Consider the following 18,564-nt stretch of genomic DNA (forward strand, 5'->3'; position numbering starts at 1 on the left):
ATTGCAAAAATTAATCTTCCTGTGCTTTGTCGTCTTCTAATTTCTTGAGGTTGGCTAAAACGATTCTATACCCGTCAGCACCGTATTCAAGGAATTTCTTAACCCTGCTTATTGTTGCAGTACTAGCACCTGTTTGTTGCGCAATCTGAGGATATGTGTACCCTCCATCAAGCAATCTTGCAACTTCTAGGCGCTGTGCCAGAGCTCGTATTTCCCCAATAGTCGCTACGTCTTCAAGAAAACCGTACATTTCTTCCACTGAATTCAACGACAATAAAGCTTTGCAAAGCTGATCAGTTAATTGATCCTTCCATTTTTCTACCATAAACGCCATACCTCCTCGTTATTCGAAACGTTTTGATAGTTGAGAAAGGCAACTATAAACCTTGTCCATCTCACCTGAGAGACCAATTGAAACTCTGATCCAACTGCCTCCCATATCCGGTATTTTAAAAAATTTGATTGCAATGTCATTTTCTTCAAATAATGATTGAATAATTTTTTTCTCTTCATGAATATGTACTAATACAAAATTTGCATCACTTGAATACGCATGTATTGAGGGGAGCATATTACATTGGCGTATAAATGATTCACGATTGTCTTGAATTGATTTCTTACGTTCTTGAATCAAACCTGGGTATTTCAATACTATATTAACTATAGCTGCTGTAAGCTGATTGATATTAAAGGGACTTTTTATTGTATTGAGAGTATGTGCTACATCAGAGTTACAAATCCCATATCCAAAACGAATTCCTGCTAGTCCCCACGCTTTAGAAAGTGTTTTGAGGATAACTGTGCGGGCAGGAATATTATTTGCTTGAAGAGATTCTAAGAACGTCTCATTAGCAAACTCTCCATAGGCTTCATCTATAACTGTAATCCCTATGTTTTGTTCGATAACCTCTTGTAAGAACAAGCAAGGCAATGTCTGTCCAGTAGGGTTGTTGGGCGTGTCTATAAGAACTAAAACAGGTTTTTCTCTTCTTAAAGTATCTAGAAAGAGTTCTGTGTTGAAAAAACAATCCTTTTCAGTAAATGTTATGGGCACAGTAATGTGTTCAGCTCCATAAACACGGCATAAATGGGCGTATTCCGAAAAAGATGGCGAGAAAGTGAGTACTTTTGCCCCTGGTTTAACATATGCAGCAAAAAGCAACCATAAAACTTCATCTCCTCCGTTACCTAAAATGTAACTCTTTGTAGGGAAACCGGTAAAGTAGCTGAGTTGTTTTTTAATGTCACTATACCCTGGGTCTGGATATCTATTCAACTCCACATCTGTAAGAACAGAAAAAATTTCTTCTTTCAGAGATTGAGGAAGCTGAAAGGGATTTTCATTTTTATCAAGGCGTATTTTGGGGTTAATGTGTGTTAACATTTGTATGCCTCACTTCTTCTTAACTTCAACTAATTAGAGTGTAAAACTTATCGATTTATAATGCAGTCTAACATGGCTAGAAATACCTGTCAACAGATAGGATTTAGTGTAATATATAAGAAAGTGAATAATTATTAAAGAAGAGAAAAGGATAATGGGGGCCTATGAAGAAAATAAGAAAAGTACCCATATCAGAACTTAAAGATACAGAAGGAATTATTATAGAAGATGTTTTGGCGAAAGACATGGTTCTTGTTTCTAAAGGAACGGAGTTAAAGCGTCTTTTTGAGTTGAAGCCTGGAATAGAAGAAGATTTAAAACGTCATGGAATTGAATGGGTCAGAGTAAAGAGTATTACGCCCTCACTGGAGTCTTTTTCTCATGTACTTCCTGAACTTTTGCCTCCAATTCGTATTATCAATTCTCGTTTTGCCGAAGTTGTCTTTTACCAATTCGCTGCTTTTGCACAAAACATAAAGAATAAACGTCTTAGAAAAGAAGGAATTACAACATTTATTAATATGGGGGCCTCTCTTGTTGAAGAAATATATGAAACATCATCTATAACGTTATCTTTGACAGAAACTGATCACGAGGAAAAACAGCTTTTTTCTCACTTACTCAATGTAGCATTGTTAAGTGGTTATATTGCCAAGCAAATTTTCCCATATTGGAGAGAAACGGCGGAAAATGCAGTTATTACAGGTTTATTTCACGATATTGGGAAGATCCTCTATAAAGATTGCGAATCTGAGGAATGTAAAATGAATCACCCTATTCTCGGAGAAAGTATGCTTCGAGAAGCTGGAGTGGAGAATGAGAATATTCTTTATGGAGTTCGGGCCCATCATGAAAAATGGGATGGTTCGGGGCATCCTGATAGAATAAAGAATGAAAAAATTCCGTTGCTCGCTCGGATTGTGGCTGTAGCCAATAGTTTTTGTTCTTTGGAAGAAGAAAGCAACACATACTCGCAACGATTATCGAAGGTAGTGATGCATGTTAGTTCTTCTTATGATCCCTTCATTGTAAGAGGAATTGTTTCTTCTTTAGGACTCTACCCGCCAGGAAGCTTTGTTGAGCTTTCAAATAACAAGAAAGCAATCGTTCTTTCGACAGGAATAAATAATATTTTTCAACCTCGTATTTGTCTTATTGAAAATGAAGAAATTCAAGACGGAATAATTGATTTAAATGGAAACCCGTCTCTTTATATACGTCAGGTGTGGGATAATATAGATAAGAAGCCAGTAGCGGAACTTTCAAAAAAGGATATAAAAATAGAAAGCGCAACGGCATCACATGCCGGATATATATATAAAAAATACAAAGGTTAAATGGAGGTGTTTTTACCTCTCACTCTTTGCATCTAGAGCAATTATGCTGTATTCTTACAGCATGTATTTTAGAAGCGCTAATTTTAGTAGGAGGTAAGAAATGTATGAGTCAAGTTATTGACACCACTGATTTTTATTCCGGTATAAAAATGAAGTGGCAGGAGGGTATTTGGGAAGTAGTAGAATACCAACACCACAAAATGGGGCGTGGTGGCGCAGTAATTCGTACGAAGCTGAAGAATATAGAGAATGGATCTATTGTAGAAACAACTTTCCGTTCTGGCGAAAAATTTGAGCGAGTAATTTTCGATGATAAAGCTGCGCAGTTCCTTTATCAGGAGGGTGACAGTTACGTTTTTATGGATATGGAAAGCTACGACCAGCTCTATATTCATAAAGATGTTTTAGGTGATGTTGTTAACTACCTGACCGATAATTTAGAAGTTCAACTTGAATATTATGAAGGGCGCGTGATGGGGGTAGAACTTCCCAAGAGCGTAGAATTAAAAGTTATAGATACCCCTCCCGGTTATAAGGGGGACACTGTTTCCAGTAGTGGAAAACCAGCAACGTTAGAGACAGGCATTACTATTACCGTACCTATTTTTGTAAACGTAGGAGATACTGTAGTAGTTGATACTCGTTCGGGGGAATATCTCGAACGGGCTAAAAAATAAGGAATCCAGGAGGGTCGAACTATGAGCGCAAAAGAAAAAATAGCATACCTGAAAGGCTTATTGGCAGGGCTTGACATTCAGGATGAAACGACAGCTAAAGCGTTTAAGTCTGTTACTGAAGCTTTAGAGGCTCTTGCAGAAGAAGTAGAGGAACAGGCTGATATCATAGAAGAGCAGCAGGACCTTTATGAGGAGCTTGCTGATGATTTTTCCCTTCTAGACGAAGATCTCGATTCTCTCGAGAGATCCTTTGCTGAATATGTAGGCGAAGATTTTGACGAAACAGACGAGGATGAAGAAGCTGATTTTGATGAAACATACGAGTCAGTTGCTTGCCCAAAATGCGGACACATTTTTTATTATCAGCCAGAAGTATACGGTGAAGACGAATCTCTTCAGTGTCCCGATTGTGGGGAAACCTTCGCTCAACCTACAGAAGAGTAATTAGAAAAGGAGGTCTAGTGATGGATGACGTTCGTGAAGACCTGAACCTTGAATCTCAAGATCAGGATTTTGAGATGGGGGAGCCTGTGAGGGACGAACAGGAAGTAACAGAAGAGCGTTCTGTTCAGGGGAATGTTCACATAGCAGAAGATGTCATCACAGAGCTGGCCCGAAAAACATTGACTCTTGTCCCAGGAGTACAGCCGGCAAGTCCGGGACTTGTTTCTAAGTTAGGGTTGGTAGGCCGTAAGGCTATTGATGGGATCAAAGTTTCTGTAGAAGAAAATATTAATCCACCTCAAATTACTGTTGATGTTTTCGTTTTAGTGAAATATGGTTTGCGTATTCCAGATATAGCTTGGGATCTTCAAGAAGCTGTGAAGAATAATCTTGAGCAATATACCGGATATACAGTTAAAGCAGTAAATGTTAATGTGCAAGGAGTATTTTTTCATGAACGTTCTGTGCAGTCAGTAAACGCTGATACAGATAAGAATGTTGTGAAAGAACAGGTTGTGAGTGTAACTGAAACAGGATCTGAAACTGAAGCCGACGCAGAGTCTAAATAGCGTTTGGTTATATTGTGTGATAGGGAAGGCCGGCCTCATTTGTGCCGGCCTGTCTTAATCCCGGGGGTGGTTTGCGATGTATCTGTTTTGGAAAAATACAACCCTTGGCAGTATTCGTTTATCTCGGGAAGGGTTGACAGAATTTATTGATTCATTGCTTTTGCCTTCATATTCTTGCAAAGAAGTTGCCCTTTCCAGAATGGAAAATTCGTTGTATATTGTTTTATCTCTGCCTCAACCCCATAATGCTCTTGAAGTGAAGATGGTTGAGGAAAAACTCCAATCGTCCTTTGCTGATTTGGGATTAGGCGTTCATATTTCTTGGACAGAAGAGAAAATTACAAAAGATAAGAAGAAGATTCCAGAAATACTGCAAAATCCTTTATCTTGGGTGGCTTGTACCGCAGGAATAACCGCCTTGATTCATATGCGAATTAAAGGAATTCTCTGGACAGTTGCAGTAGGCGCTTTGACTTTTGTTGTTGCGCAATTTTTGCTGTCAGAACACGGGCAAAAATTGATAGATCGTTGTATAGATTACATAAGAAAAATCATCAGGAGGTAAATGTTGAATAAGAACATCCTTCCTCAAAAAAGACGTAGATCGAGGGAAATCGCTTTACAGGTTTTATACGCGTTAGATATACGTAATTGCGAAACAGTAGATCAGATTCTTGATTTTTATCCGGAGGTTGATGAAGATCCGGATGTGGCTTCTTATGCTACAGCTCTGGTCAATGGTGTGTGGAACTCTCGTTTTGAGATTGACACCCTTATTCGTGAGTATGTTGTAGGATGGAGACCGGAACGAATGGTTGCTGTAGACAGAGCAGCTCTCCGTCTTGCAATTTATGAAGGGATAATTAATCAAATGATTCCCATTCCTGTTGCTATTTCGGAAGCCGTTGAGCTTGCTAAAGCCTTTGGAACGGAAGAGTCAGGTCGTTTTGTTAATGGTGTACTTGGTAGAATCGTTCGAGCTCTTTCACCATCGGTAAAGGATGAAGAAGATGCAGGGAACAACTCTCCCCAGACTCACAGTTGATGAGGTTACAAACCGTATTCAAGGATTACTTTTTTCAGATCCGGTACTTCAAAATCTTGTAGTTGTTGGTGAGATAGTCGAAATAAAGAGACATACAAGTGGGCATGTTTATTTTACTTTAACAGGCGATGAGGGACGTTTAGCCTGTGTCCTTTTCAAATCTGATGCTATGCGAGTTCCTCTGTGGCCTCGTAAAGGAGATGAAGTACTCGCCGAAGGGCGAGTTGGACTTTACCCTCCGCGAGGTTCATATCAGCTTTATGTTCGACGGTTGACGCCTTTAGGTGTTGGTGCAGCCGCACGAGCACGAGAGGAACTACGAATCAGACTTGAAAAAGAAGGACTGTTTGATCCCCGGTTAAAAAGAAAACTTCCACCTTTCCCTCAGAAAGTAGCAGTGATAACGTCAGCAACAGGGGCGGCTATAAGAGACGTTGTAAAGGTTTCCCGTAACAGGTTTCCTCAGTGTTCTCTTATAATTGTGCCTTGTTTAGTGCAAGGGTATGACGCCCCGGAGGAAATTTTTGCAGCTTTTTCGCAAATCCGTACATATGGTGATATTGATGCTGTAATGCTTGTTCGCGGAGGGGGAAGTCGCGATGATCTCACTCCTTTCGATGATGAGCGAGTCGTGAGAGCCATTCGTATGTGTCCCTTCCCGGTTGTAACTGGTGTAGGTCACGAAATTGATGTTACGCTAAGCGATTATGCAGCAGATGTTTCTGCTTCAACGCCCTCTGCTGCAGCAGAACGTCTCTTTCCTGATTATCGTGATTTATCTAGGCAAGTTAACCACTATTCGCAATCTATTATAAAAGCTTGTTTTCAAAGCATAGACAAAAAAAATGAACATTTGATCCAAATTGAACAACTTCTTAAAACGTTCTCTTTTAAAAATATAGAAATAACCGCCAAAAGTCTGACCGAAAGAAGACGACATATGAATCTTTTGATGAAGTCAAGATTTGAAGAAAAGAAAAGTGCTCTTTCCTCTGTCGCAGGAGCACTTAATGCACTTTCCCCTCTCTCAATTCTCTCTCGAGGATTTATTAGCTGTACCAAAGAAGGTGGGGAAGTAGTCACTTCTGTTGACCAACTAGAGTTAAATGAAAGGCTTACACTCTCTTTCATAGACGGACAGTCAAAAGTACGTGTTGAAAAAATTACAAAAACAGGGGAAAGTGAGTGAAATCAATGTTGCCTAATCCAGTAAGTTGGGATGAAGAGAAAAAGAAAGTTCGCATTTTAGACCAAAGATGTCTTCCTTGGGATGTAACTTTTGTCTCCTGTTCTACTTTTGAGGATGTTGCTAAAGCTATAGAGAGTATGGTTGTTCGTGGAGCTCCGGCTATCGGAGTAGCTGCTGCTTTTGGTGTAGCTCTAGCGTCTAAAAATGGCAAGCAAGAAGCTGATAAGGCTATTAGGCGGTTGGCCCAAACAAGGCCTACTGCTGTAAATCTTTTTTGGGCACTTAAGCGTATGGAAAATATAGTAAATCTATCGGAAGGCCAATCTCTTTATTCTGAAATGATAAAAGAGGCCTATTCTATTCTTGAAGAAGATATTGAAATAAATCGTCATATAGGGCATTGGGGACAAAGTTTACTTCCTGAGAATTCTATAGTTTTGACCCATTGTAATGCTGGAGCGTTGGCTACAGCAGGATATGGAACAGCTCTCGGTGTTGTTCGTGCGGCAAGAGAAGAAGGTAAAAATATTAAAATTTATGCGGATGAAACACGCCCTGTTTTTCAAGGAGCGCGTCTTACTGCATGGGAACTTATTGAAGATGGTTTTGATGTAACTGTCATATGTGACAATATGGCAGGAGCTCTCATGAAAAAAGAACATATCTCTGCCGTTTTGGTCGGAGCGGATAGAATAGCTCTTAATGGTGATACTGCCAATAAGATTGGAACCTATTCTCTTGCGGTTTTAGCGAAGTTTCATTTAGTGCCCTTTTATGTGGTGGCCCCAATATCTACGATAGATAAAGAAGCTAAAGATGGTTCTTATATTGAGATAGAGCAGCGAAATGGCAAAGAGGTCAGAGAACCTACTGGTCATCCTTTGATTCCTGAATCCTTTCCGGTATGGAACCCTGCCTTTGACGTTACTCCGCACTCATTAATAACGGCAATAATAACGGAAAAGGGAGTGCTTTACCCACCTTTTCTTAAAAAAATAAAGACTATCTAGATATGTAAAGGGAGGAATTTTCGTGGAAAATCGAATTGCTGATATACATCTTTCCTCGGAAGGAATGAAAAAAATTACATGGGCGTGGCAATTTATGCCAGTTCTTCGAAGTTTGTCTGAGGAATATACGTCTAAAGCTCCGTTGAAAGGATTAAAACTTGCTGCATGCCTTCATCTCGAGGCAAAAACGGCTTGTCTTCTCATTACACTCCATAAACTTGGAGCTGAAGTTTGGGCAGCAGGAAGCAATCCTCTTTCCACGCAAGATGATATTTGTGCAGCACTGGTTGATAATGGAGTTCACGTCTACAGTCATCACGGTATGACAACAGAAGAATACCATGAAAATCTACGTTTTGTTCTAAGCATTGCTCCCGATGTCATTGTTGATGATGGAGCAGATCTTATTGCTACTTTACATACCGAATTTCCTCAACTGATACCAAATGTACGAGGTGGATCTGAAGAAACCACAACAGGAATTAAGCGTCTCAAAGCTATGGAAGCAGATGGAACGTTACAATTCCCTATGATTGCTGTAAACGATGCGTATAGTAAATACCTTTTTGATAATCGTTATGGTACCGGACAGTCAGTTATGGACGGTCTTATGCGAACGACAAATATGCTTATAGCGGGTAAGAAAGTTGTTGTAGTCGGATACGGATGGTGTGGCCGTGGAGTAGCTATGCGTGCTAAAAGCCTTGGTGCATCTGTTATCGTTGTAGAAGTAGATCCTCACAGAGCGTTTGAGGCCTTGATGGATGGACATGAAGTAATGAACATGACAGAAGCTGCTTCTGTCGGCGATATTTTCTTAACACTGACAGGGAATACAAAAGTTATCAGAAAAGAACATTTCGAAAAGATGAAAAGTGGCGTACTCCTTGCTAATGCAGGACACTTTGATGTTGAGATATGTAAGAAAGATCTCTCCCAAATGGCTTCATCTGTAGAGTCAACACGGGAAAATATAGAAACATATACGTTGACAGACGGAAGACGTCTTCATCTCTTAGGGGAAGGACGCCTTGTTAATTTAGCTTGTGCTGATGGACATCCTATAGAAATTATGGATTTAAGTTTTGCTCTTCAGCTTGAATCAGCTCTTCACGTTGCTCATAATAAATTGCAATCAGGAGTACACCCGGTTCCTTCCGCAATAGATAGACGAGTAATGGAGGTTAAATTAGAATCTCTTGGTATTTCTCTAGAGAAACTTACCGACGAACAAGAGCTTTATATGAAAAGTTGGGAGGAATAAATACGATGCGTTGCCTCTTTCAAAATACATATATTTATGACAGTCAGATGGAACGAAGCCGGTTATGTGACGTGCTTGTTGAAGACGGTTTGATAACAAAAATAGAAGCTCCAGAAAGTCTTCCTGAAGAGAATGTCTCACTTATTGATTGTGATGGTAAGAAACTTCTTTTGCCGGGTTTCGTTAACAGTCATACCCACGCAGCCATGTCTTTATTAAGAGGACTTGGTGAAGAAACCCCTCTTATGACATGGTTAAAAGAGCAGATATGGCCTGTGGAAGCTCGTCTGACTCCTGAATATATCTATTGGGGAACTGCTTTGGCACTTTTGGAAATGGCTTCTTGTGGCGTAACTTGTTTTGCTGATATGTATTTTGAAATGGATAAAGTTGCTGAGGCTTCCCAAGTAATGGGAATGAAGTGTGCACTTTCCAGAGGGCTTATCGGAGATGACAGGAAAAGAATTAATGAAAATATTAAATTAATTGAAGATTGGCACGGAAAAGACGGGTTCTTTACAGTTCAACTTGGGCCTCATTCCCCCTATACGGTTCCTATGAACAGTATGAAAGAAATTTGTGAAATTGCTACCGAAAAGGGCGTGCGTGTCCACACCCATTTCCTTGAAACGAAGTGGGAACGAGATTATCTTCATGATGAGCTTGGATTAGAACCAATGAAATATTTGGAACAGGCAGGGCTTTTAGATACTCTCGGGACAATTCTTGCCCACGGTGTATGGTTCTCTTCTGAAGAGATAAAGCAGTTAAAAGAGAAACCTGTTACAGTAGTTCATAATCCTAATAGCAATTTAAAATTAGGAAGTGGTGTCATGCGCCTTCTCGATATGATGGAAGCTGGAATATGTGTATCCCTTGGAACAGATGGTGCTGCAAGTAACAATCGACTGGATATTTGGGAGGAAATGAGACATGCCGCTCTTCTTCATAAAGGGATTCATCATGACCCCACAATAATAAAAGCAAAAGAGATACTTGCTATGGCGACAATTAACGGAGCGCGAAGCCTGGGCTTTGAAAAAACTGGCCTTATAAAAGAAGGATGGGATGCAGATCTTGTGTTAGTTGATCTTGATAAACCTCATTATTTAGGCTTTGACGTAGAAAATCTTCCCGTATATATTGTGTATGCGGGATCTTCAGCCGATGTTGAAGCCACGATGGTAAAAGGAGAATGGATTTATTTCAACGGTGAATTCCCTCGCGTGGATCGGGGAGAAATTTTAGAACAGGCAGCGTTGGCGCGCAAAGCCTTGACTTTGTAATTGCTGCGAAAGAAGGGGTAAACAAATGCAATGGAGAACAGGAAAAGAAATACGATCTCTTTTCATTGATTTCTGGGTATCGAAAGGGAGCAAACACTATCCTAGTTTTTCTTTGATTCCTAACGATCCTTCCTTGCTTTTTACTATAGCAGGCATGGTTCCTTTTAAACCATATTATTTAGGCATACAGCAGCCCGAGTTTACAAGAGCTGTAACGTCACAAAAATGTGTACGAACTAATGATATAGAAAATGTTGGCCGAACAGCACGTCATCATACCTTCTTCGAAATGCTGGGCAATTTTAGCTGGGGAGATTATTTTAAGAAGGAGGCCATAACATGGGGTTGGGAGTTTTTAACAGAAGTTATTGGTCTTGAACCTGATCGCTTATACGCTACGATTTATAAAGATGACGAAGAAGCTTATTCTGTATGGAAAAATCAAGTAGGACTTTCTGACGATAAAATCTATCGTTTCGATAAAGATGAAAACTTCTGGTTTATGGGAAATATGGGACCTTGTGGCCCTTGTTCAGAAATTATATACGATCAGGGACCAGATTTTTCCTGTGGAAAACCTACGTGTGGAGTTGGCTGTAATTGCGATCGTTATTTGGAAATATGGAATTTAGTTTTTACTCAATTCGACCTTCAGGAAGATGGATCGCTTATCCCCTTGCCGAAGAAAAATATAGACACAGGCATGGGATTAGAACGCTTAACATCCATTGCACAGCGAGTTCGCACTGATTTTGAAACGGATCTTTTCAGGCCACTTATAGATCATGTTTGTCAGATGGCTGGAATATCGTACGGCTCTTCTGCAGCAAATACTTTAGCGGTTCGTGTCATTGCTGACCATATTCGTTCAGTGGCGTTTATGATCGCTGACGGCATCTTACCTGCAAACGACGGTCGAGGATATGTCTTGCGTCGTCTTATCAGGCGAGCTGCTCGTTATGGAAAACTTCTAGGGTTTGACCAGCCATTCCTTTTGGAACTTTTCCCTGATGTTCTTGAACTTATGGCAGATCCTTATAGAGAATTGATCGATAACAGACCAATGATTGAGCAAATTGTAAGTATGGAAGAAAAACGTTTTGGTAAAACTCTTCAGCAGGGAACAGAATTAATCGATCAGGAAATAGCAACTTTGAAAAAACGTCAGGAAAAAACAGTTTCTGGCGCAGTAGCCTTCGAATTATATGATACTTTTGGCTTTCCACTTGAGCTAACAACTGAAATCTGCGCAGAAAACGATATAGAGGTTGACGAGGCTGGCTTTAAAGTTGAAATGGAAAAACAAAGAGAACGCGCACGGGCGTCCAGTAAACAGTTGAGTAGTGAGATGAAAGGTGATGTCTATTCTGATATTGCTTCAGAAGTAGGGAAAACCTCTTTCGAAGGATATGCATTGCCGGAACTGGATACTGAAATAGTTGCACTTATACAAGAAGGCGAGCGTATAGACTCTTTGTCTGCTGGTGAAAAAGGTGAAATCGTACTCAATAAAACCCCTTTCTATGCTGAACGTGGCGGACAAATTGGGGATCATGGTTTTCTCATGGCTCCAGGAGTAAAGGTTCACGTATGCGATACAAAAGCCCAAACCGCAGATTTGATTGTACATGTTGTAACCGTTCTTGAAGGCACTGTATCAAAAGGACTTTCTGTTCATGCTTCCGTTGATGTGGACAAGAGGAATGCCATACGAAGGAACCATACAGCAACTCATTTGCTTCATGAAGCCTTAGGTAGAGTTCTTGGAAATCATGTTCGCCAAGCTGGGTCTCTTGTAAATGAGAAACTGCTTCGATTTGATTTCACTCATTTTGAGCCCCTTACACGAGAGCAAATACATAGCGTTGAAGAAATTGTTAATACACAGATTCTTGAGAATATCCCTCTCGAAATAATCGAAAGTGACCTTGAACAGGCGCGAGCAATGGGGGCAAAGGCTCTTTTTGATGAAAAGTATGGTGATATAGTTCGCGTTGTGCGTATAGAAGATTTTTCTACTGAGCTATGCGGCGGACTCCATGTCGATGCAACAGGAGATATCGGAGCTTTTAAAATTATCAAAGAAGAAGGCATCGGCTCTGGAACTCGAAGGATTACAGCTCTGACGGGAATGAATGCATATGAATCATATCAACGTTCATTTAAAATAGTGGAAGAGCTATCAAATCTTTTAGCTACAGATTCCGAAGAACTCATTTCTCATGTAGAAGATATGCAAGCTGAGATACGGCAGCTATCTAGAAAAATAGAAGAGCTTAAATTAAATAATTTAGCGGCTAATCTCGATGAATCTGTTACAAAAGAAGAATTGCCTGACGGGTTTGCACTTTTCTTGGGCCAATTCAAGGGCGTAAATGCAGATATGCTAAGAGAACTTGGTGATCGCATAAAAGCTAAAAATGAAAAGGCAGTCATTATATTGGCTAGTCAAACTTCCGAGAGTAACGTCTTACTCATTGCTATGGCCAGTGATGACGCTGTTAAAGCAGGTATCCATGCAGGGAAAATAGTACGTGAAGCTGCCTCTGTTTTAGGCGGCGGCGGCGGCGGAAAACCTTCCATGGCTCAAGCCGGCGGAAAGAATCCTGAAAAAATGGAGGATGCATTTACCTCTGTTCGTAAAATTGTTAAGCAACAATTAGGGGAGTGACATGTCTCGGATTCTTGCTCTTGATATTGGTTCAAAAAGGATAGGAGTAGCTGTTTCCGATCCCTTGGGATGTTTTGCCCAGGGGATCGGTTTCATCCCAATGAATAAAAGTTGGTTTAATAAACTTGATGAGTATGTAGCCTCTTTAAACATTACAATGTTGTTAGTAGGCTACCCCTTACGTACGAACGGATCGCCGGGACCTGAAGCCGAAAAAATAAAAGGTATAGCTCAAGAATTAAAAGAAAGGTATCCTCATCTTTCACTTGAATTATGGGATGAGCGATTTACAACAGCTATAGCTCAGCAAGTGCTTTTAGAAGGAAATGTATCAAGAAAAAAGAGAAAGAATAAGGTAGATCAGTTAGCAGCGGCACTTATTCTTCAAAATTATTTAGATCATACGAGAGGTGTTTAGTTTTTGAAGCTTCCTTCCAATGTGAAAATGACACCCATGCTCTCTCAATATGTAAAATGGAAAGAGAAGTACCCTGATTGTTTGCTTTTCTTTCGTATGGGTGATTTCTATGAAATGTTTTTTGAAGATGCACAACAGGCGTCAGAGATTCTAGATATAGCGCTTACGAGCAGAGACCCGTCTAAAAGTATCCCTATGGCGGGAGTCCCATTTCATGCCGTTAATAATTATCTTGGCAAACTTGTAAAGGCTGGGCATAAAGTTGCTATATGCGAACAGGTGAGTGAGCCCGATGGGAAAACACTAGTTGATCGTAGGGTTATACGTATAGTCACCCCTGGAACCTATGTTCCTGAGGATTCTGGAGAGGAAGGGAGATTAGCTGCTCTAAAACCTCTGGATGATGAATCCATTGCGCTGGCGTTGCTTTCGGTTGATACTGGTCATTTAGAAGCTGGCGTGTTGAATAAGGATGAAGCTCTTGCCCTTTTAACTGGATTTAACCCAGGAGAAGTTCTAATCCCTGATACCTTTAAAAGGGAAAATCTTCCTGTTGAGCTACTTGATTTTTTTATTCTTCAAAGAACGAAGGAACAGTTTGAACCTCAATCTGCAACGGAATGGTTGACGAGAGTTTTTAACGTTCCTGTTATGACTGTCTTCGGTTTAGAAGATAACACGTCAGAAATCGGAGTGGCTGCAGCCGTTCTTCACTATCTTGAAGAAACTCAATTTGGTGCAATTCAACACATTACGCGAATTTATCCCTTGCGAGAAAAGTCTTTTTTACACTTAGATATGGCATCACAGTACAATCTTGAACTTATTCATGGAGATGGGCCTACTCTTTATTCAGTTTTGAATAAGTGTAAAAACCCTATGGGAAGACGTCTGTTAAAAGAATGGATACTCCGTCCATTGCTCCAGGTAGAGGAAATATCGAAAAGACAAAATGCCGTAGAATATCTTATCAACGACCCAGTTATACGACAAAAATTACAGAATTTGCTCGCACAATGCAAAGATATAGAGAGAGCATCTTCACGATTAAGTCTGGGAACGGGCAACCCCAGGGATTTAGCTGCAATACGCGATACTTTATTATTGCTTCCCGACTTACTTGTGTATTGTAAAGATAATCCTCTTTTCCAGTTTGTCTCGCAGGAAGAGACTTTAGACTCTTTTGCAAGACTCTTGGCGTCGGCTCTTTGCGATGAGGTTCCTCGAAATCTTCATAGTGGTGATGTTATTCGTTCTGGATATAGTCAAGAACTCGATTCTTGGAGAGATTTGCGAGAACATGGCGATCAATGGTTAGATCAGTATCTTGAGAAAGAAAAAGAAAAAACCGGCATTTCTAAGCTTAAAGTGGGAAGTAATAAAGTTTTTGGTTACTATTTAGAGATAAGCAAGGGGAATTTGGATAAAGTTCCTGAAAATTATATTCGCAAACAGACATTGGTTTCAGCAGAACGCTTTATAACGCCAGAGCTTAAGGAATTTGAGGAAAAAATGTCAGTTTCTGAACAGGAGATTACAAAATTAGAATCGAAATATTATGCAGATCTCGTTAGCAAAACATTAGAAAATATTCGTGGGATTCAAGACGCCGCAATCATGTTGAGTTGTATTGACGTCATTGCTGGATTAGCCCAGGTCGCGTGGGAAAGAGGCTATATTCGACCACAGTTAAATGATGGACTAAGTCTTTTTATCGAAGGTGGACGTCATCCTGTTATAGAAGCTACCTTTTTGGACCAACCTTTTGTCCCTAATGATATTACGCTTGATAACGACGATAAAAGAATAGCACTGATAACTGGTCCTAACATGGCCGGAAAATCTACCTACCTTCGGATGGCAGCATTACTTGTTATTATGGCGCAAATGGGTTCTTTTATTCCTGCATCTCAGGCCTCAATGGGAATTATGGACCGTGTTTTCACTCGTATTGGAGCAAGAGACGAGCTTGCACGTGGTAATAGCACTTTTATGGTAGAAATGATAGAAACAGCTAACATTCTGCATAATGTTACAGATAGAAGTATTGTTATACTTGACGAGGTTGGACGCGGAACATCGACCTATGATGGCATGAGCATTGCATGGGCAGTACTAGAATATCTGGATAGTGGTTGCGGAACAAAACCAAAGGTACTTTTCGCAACGCATTACCATGAACTTGTGGCATTAGAAGAGCACCTTACAAGTCTTAAAAATTTAAGTATGGCTGTACATGAAGGAACTGATGGCATAGCTTTTTTACATAAAGTGGTAGATGGTCCTGCGGATCGTTCGTATGGAATAGAAGTGGCACGTTTGGCAGGAATTCCTCCGGTGGTTCTAAAAAGAGCTTTTCAATTGCTTGAAACCTTTGAGCGAACAGAGGGAATAGAACCAGCACGAGTTGCTTCGCAAACAACTCAACAAATTCAGCTTTTCCCTGTCTCCAGCCAAGCTATAATAGAAGAATTGGCGTCTCTTGAGCCTAATAAAATAACGCCTTTTAGAGCATTGGAGCTTTTGTATAAAGTATCAGAAAAATGTAGAGAGGAGCTTCAGAATAATGGCAATTCATAAACTTCCCCAAGAAGTGGCGCTTAAAATTGCAGCAGGAGAAGTTGTAGAACGACCTGTTTCTGTAGTTAAAGAAGCTCTTGAAAATTCATTAGACGCAAACTCGAAGCGAGTGCAAGTAACATTAAAAGATGGGGGCAAAACTTCTATTGTCATAGAAGATAATGGTTCAGGTATTGTTTGGGATGAAATGCCTCTTGTTGTTACTCGTTATGCTACTAGTAAAATCAGCACCATTGAAGATTTAAATAAAATTAAGACTTTAGGATATCGTGGAGAAGCGATTGCAAGCATTGCAGCTGTGAGTAGAGTTGACCTTAGAAGTAAAATCTCTGGGGCTACAGAAGGAGGATTGCTGAAAGCGGAGGCTGGAGAGATTACCTGCCACGAAAAAATCCCTTGGAAGGAAGGCACACGTTTGCAGGTTGACGACCTTTTTTTCAATTTTCCAGCTCGTAAAAAATTTTTGAGAAGCAATCTTTCTGAGCTTAGGAAAATTTCATCTGTTGTTAGAGATTATGCAGTTGCTTATCCTGAAGTAGCTTTTTCACTTTATCATAATGGAAATAAAAATTTTGAAACAGATGGACGAGGAGAGCGTCATTATATTCTCTCTTTGCTTTGGGGTGTTTCTCCAGAAATTCGCTCAACTGTTGTTTCGTGCGGTTCCATAGAATTAGAATGTTGGTGGCAACCTACTCCAGGGCGTCAAAAAAATTCTATTACCTCTTTTGTTAATGGACGAAATGTCTCGGACCCTCTCATTCGTGGAGCTGCATCAGCTGCATGTAAAGATCTGTCTGGAAACTGGATGTTTTTCTTTAGCCTTTCGCCAGAGCTTGTAGATGTCAATATACATCCGGCTAAAGCAGAAATTCGATTTAGGTATCCTTCGGAAGTTTTTGAAGTTGTAAAAGTTGCAAGCTTGGATCTACAAAACAGACCTACAAAACTCACATTGCCGTCTTTTCCCGTATCATCTCATTTACAACAACAGTATGAAACGATAAAAGAACGAGAAGCTGAAAACCTTTTTTCGAGAGTTTCTTCGCCACTAATACAAGAAGAAACGTCACTTCATGATGACGTAGAAGAAATGAAAAACATTCTTGAAGAAAAAAGTAATTTTATTCAAAATGAAGATAGTAATGAAAATGAAACGTCTTACTTTTTTATAGCACAAATGCGTTCAGGATATCTTCTTTTCGAAAAAGAGGGGAATCTCATTCTAGTAGATCCCCACGCTGCCCATGAGCGTATTAATTATGAAAAAATTTTATCTCGGATTAAAGTCGGGGATGTTGCTTCTCAAAAAATGACAACACCTCTTGCTATTCCTCCAACATTGGCTACTGAAGTAGAAGAATATAAGGATGCCTTAATTAGCGCAGGCTTTATTTTTGAAGAAGAAGAGGGTCAGCTTTATCTTTCGGCATTTCCAGCCCTTCCGATTCAAGAGAGAGAAGGACCTTTATTCCTTGTTAGAACAACAATCCTGACGTGGAAAAGCACGGGGTCTCGAGATATTGATGACGTCTTGTGGCGAAAATGGGCTACTATAGCTTGTAAACAATCCATAAAACTTACAACGCATTGCGACGCATCTGAAGCGCTTCATTTGTTATCTGCATTGCACTATTGTGAGAATCCATCAGTGTGTCCCCATGGCCGACCAACCACACTAATTCTTGATAACCATCAGATTGAACAATATTTCGGGAGGGAGAAATAATGAGTGAAAATATCCCAGTTTTGGCCATTATAGGTCCAACAGCCGTAGGAAAAACCCAGCTGAGTTTGCATGTAGCCGAGGCGCTACATGCCGAGGTTATATCTGTTGATTCAAGGCAGGTTTACCGTTATATGGATGTTGGCACTGATAAAGTCTCACACCAAATTCGACAAAAAATCTTACACCATATGCTCGACGTGGTAGATCCAGACGAAATTTTTTCTGTCGCTGATTTTGTAGATAAAAGTGTGGCGGCTATAGAGCGAATTATTACTCGAGGTAAAATTCCTCTTTTTGTTGGAGGAACGCCATTTTATTATCATGCTTTGTTTGAGGAATCTTTAACACAAGATCTTCCGCGGGATAGAAATTTAACTGATGAATTAGAAGAGTATGCTTTAGTAAACGGAAATGAAGCTTTGCACACCCTTTTGGCTGAAGTTGATCCTGATAGAGCATCTCAACTACATATTAATGATGTACGTCGCGTGAGTAGAGCTTTAGAAATTTATCGATTAACTGGTCATACTGCTACATGGTGGTATGCTTCCGAAGAAGGAAAAACGAAGCGCTATGATGTTCTCTACATAGGTTTAAATCGACCGAGATCACTCCTTTTCGAAGGAATTACAAAGCGAGTCCACCAGCAATTTTCTGGTGGTTTTATAGAAGAAGTGGAGTGGTTGCTTCATCATGGCTTTGATGAACGATATCCTTCAATGCAGGGTTTTGGGTATAAAGAAATAGCTCTTTACCTTAGAGGCAAGATGACCAAGGAAGAAGCATTAGAGGGAGATATAAGTGCTACAAAAAAATTTTGTCGAAGACAAATGACGTGGTTTAAGAAGTTTTCACCTACTCTGTGGTATGATATTTCTACTTATGAAGAAAAAGATTTAGAACGTAATGTTTTAGACGTGTGCTTTAAGCATCTTGAAAGGGGCAACATAATCTGAAAGAA

At 40.1% G+C, this 18,564-nt stretch carries 17 protein-coding genes; 15 read left to right on the forward strand and 2 right to left on the reverse strand.

The window, feature by feature from the left end; genetic code table 11:
• Positions 1 to 10: 10 nt before the first annotated feature.
• Both RBH88_RS04945 and RBH88_RS04950 read right to left on the reverse strand, forming a co-directional pair.
• Positions 11 to 325, reverse strand: coding sequence for a YerC/YecD family TrpR-related protein (locus RBH88_RS04945; RefSeq protein ID WP_213690184.1), 315 nt, complete (start codon positions 323 to 325; stop codon positions 11 to 13).
• An 18-nt stretch (positions 326 to 343) separates the two neighbouring features.
• On the reverse strand, positions 344 to 1,384 hold the full coding sequence (locus RBH88_RS04950) for a histidinol-phosphate transaminase (RefSeq protein ID WP_213690183.1): 1,041 nt from the start codon (positions 1,382 to 1,384) through the stop codon (positions 344 to 346).
• 164 nt (positions 1,385 to 1,548) lie between these two features.
• On the opposite strand from RBH88_RS04950, the gene RBH88_RS04955 reads away from it, so the two are divergent.
• From RBH88_RS04955 to miaA, 15 genes are all read left to right on the forward strand, one after another.
• The gene (locus RBH88_RS04955; protein ID WP_213690182.1) at positions 1,549 to 2,721 is read left to right on the forward strand and encodes an HD-GYP domain-containing protein; all 1,173 of its coding nucleotides are present in this window, start codon (positions 1,549 to 1,551) and stop codon (positions 2,719 to 2,721) included.
• Positions 2,722 to 2,825: 104 nt separating this feature from the next.
• The gene (gene efp, locus RBH88_RS04960) at positions 2,826 to 3,398 is read left to right on the forward strand and encodes an elongation factor P (RefSeq protein WP_213690181.1); all 573 of its coding nucleotides are present in this window, start codon (positions 2,826 to 2,828) and stop codon (positions 3,396 to 3,398) included.
• A gap of 21 nt (positions 3,399 to 3,419) precedes the next feature.
• Positions 3,420 to 3,842 carry a CD1247 N-terminal domain-containing protein gene (locus tag RBH88_RS04965; protein WP_213690180.1) on the forward strand — a complete coding sequence of 141 codons (423 nt, stop codon included), beginning with the start codon at positions 3,420 to 3,422 and terminating at the stop codon, positions 3,840 to 3,842.
• Positions 3,843 to 3,862: 20 nt separating this feature from the next.
• Positions 3,863 to 4,411 (forward strand): Asp23/Gls24 family envelope stress response protein, encoded by a 549-nt coding sequence (locus RBH88_RS04970; RefSeq protein ID WP_213690179.1) that lies wholly within the window; start codon positions 3,863 to 3,865, stop codon positions 4,409 to 4,411.
• A gap of 76 nt (positions 4,412 to 4,487) precedes the next feature.
• Positions 4,488 to 4,976: a hypothetical protein gene (locus RBH88_RS04975; protein WP_213690178.1), complete on the forward strand. Its 489-nt coding sequence runs from the start codon at positions 4,488 to 4,490 to the stop codon at positions 4,974 to 4,976.
• Positions 4,977 to 5,456 carry a transcription antitermination factor NusB gene (gene nusB / locus RBH88_RS04980; RefSeq protein ID WP_374047598.1) on the forward strand — a complete coding sequence of 160 codons (480 nt, stop codon included), beginning with the start codon at positions 4,977 to 4,979 and terminating at the stop codon, positions 5,454 to 5,456. It begins immediately after the preceding gene.
• Positions 5,422 to 6,645: an exodeoxyribonuclease VII large subunit gene (gene xseA, locus RBH88_RS04985; protein ID WP_213690176.1), complete on the forward strand. Its 1,224-nt coding sequence runs from the start codon at positions 5,422 to 5,424 to the stop codon at positions 6,643 to 6,645. Before nusB ends, xseA begins: the two co-directional genes overlap by 35 nt.
• Before the next feature lie 5 nt (positions 6,646 to 6,650).
• Positions 6,651 to 7,655 carry an S-methyl-5-thioribose-1-phosphate isomerase gene (gene mtnA / locus RBH88_RS04990; RefSeq protein WP_213701116.1) on the forward strand — a complete coding sequence of 335 codons (1,005 nt, stop codon included), beginning with the start codon at positions 6,651 to 6,653 and terminating at the stop codon, positions 7,653 to 7,655.
• A gap of 22 nt (positions 7,656 to 7,677) precedes the next feature.
• Complete coding sequence (locus RBH88_RS04995; protein ID WP_213690175.1) at positions 7,678 to 8,919, forward strand: adenosylhomocysteinase; 1,242 nt, start codon at positions 7,678 to 7,680, stop codon at positions 8,917 to 8,919.
• A 5-nt stretch (positions 8,920 to 8,924) separates the two neighbouring features.
• A complete protein-coding gene (locus RBH88_RS05000; RefSeq protein ID WP_307880020.1) occupies positions 8,925 to 10,205 on the forward strand; it encodes an amidohydrolase in 1,281 nt (426 codons plus the stop codon).
• 25 nt (positions 10,206 to 10,230) lie between these two features.
• Complete coding sequence (gene alaS / locus RBH88_RS05005) at positions 10,231 to 12,876, forward strand: alanine--tRNA ligase (RefSeq protein ID WP_213701076.1); 2,646 nt, start codon at positions 10,231 to 10,233, stop codon at positions 12,874 to 12,876.
• Position 12,877: 1 nt separating this feature from the next.
• Positions 12,878 to 13,294, forward strand: a complete 417-nt coding sequence (gene ruvX / locus RBH88_RS05010; RefSeq protein WP_213690172.1) for a Holliday junction resolvase RuvX — start codon at positions 12,878 to 12,880, stop codon at positions 13,292 to 13,294.
• Between the two features lie 3 nt (positions 13,295 to 13,297).
• Positions 13,298 to 15,874 carry a DNA mismatch repair protein MutS gene (mutS, locus tag RBH88_RS05015; RefSeq protein WP_213701077.1) on the forward strand — a complete coding sequence of 859 codons (2,577 nt, stop codon included), beginning with the start codon at positions 13,298 to 13,300 and terminating at the stop codon, positions 15,872 to 15,874.
• Entirely contained in the window at positions 15,861 to 17,603 is a 1,743-nt protein-coding gene (mutL, locus tag RBH88_RS05020; RefSeq protein ID WP_213701078.1) for a DNA mismatch repair endonuclease MutL, read from the forward strand. Before mutS ends, mutL begins: the two co-directional genes overlap by 14 nt.
• On the forward strand, positions 17,603 to 18,559 hold the full coding sequence (gene miaA, locus RBH88_RS05025; protein ID WP_213701079.1) for a tRNA (adenosine(37)-N6)-dimethylallyltransferase MiaA: 957 nt from the start codon (positions 17,603 to 17,605) through the stop codon (positions 18,557 to 18,559). Before mutL ends, miaA begins: the two co-directional genes overlap by 1 nt.
• The last annotated feature ends 5 nt before the right edge of the window (positions 18,560 to 18,564 follow it).

The sequence above is a fragment of the Aminobacterium sp. MB27-C1 genome (assembly GCF_030908405.1).
GTDB lineage: Bacteria > Synergistota > Synergistia > Synergistales > Aminobacteriaceae > Aminobacterium.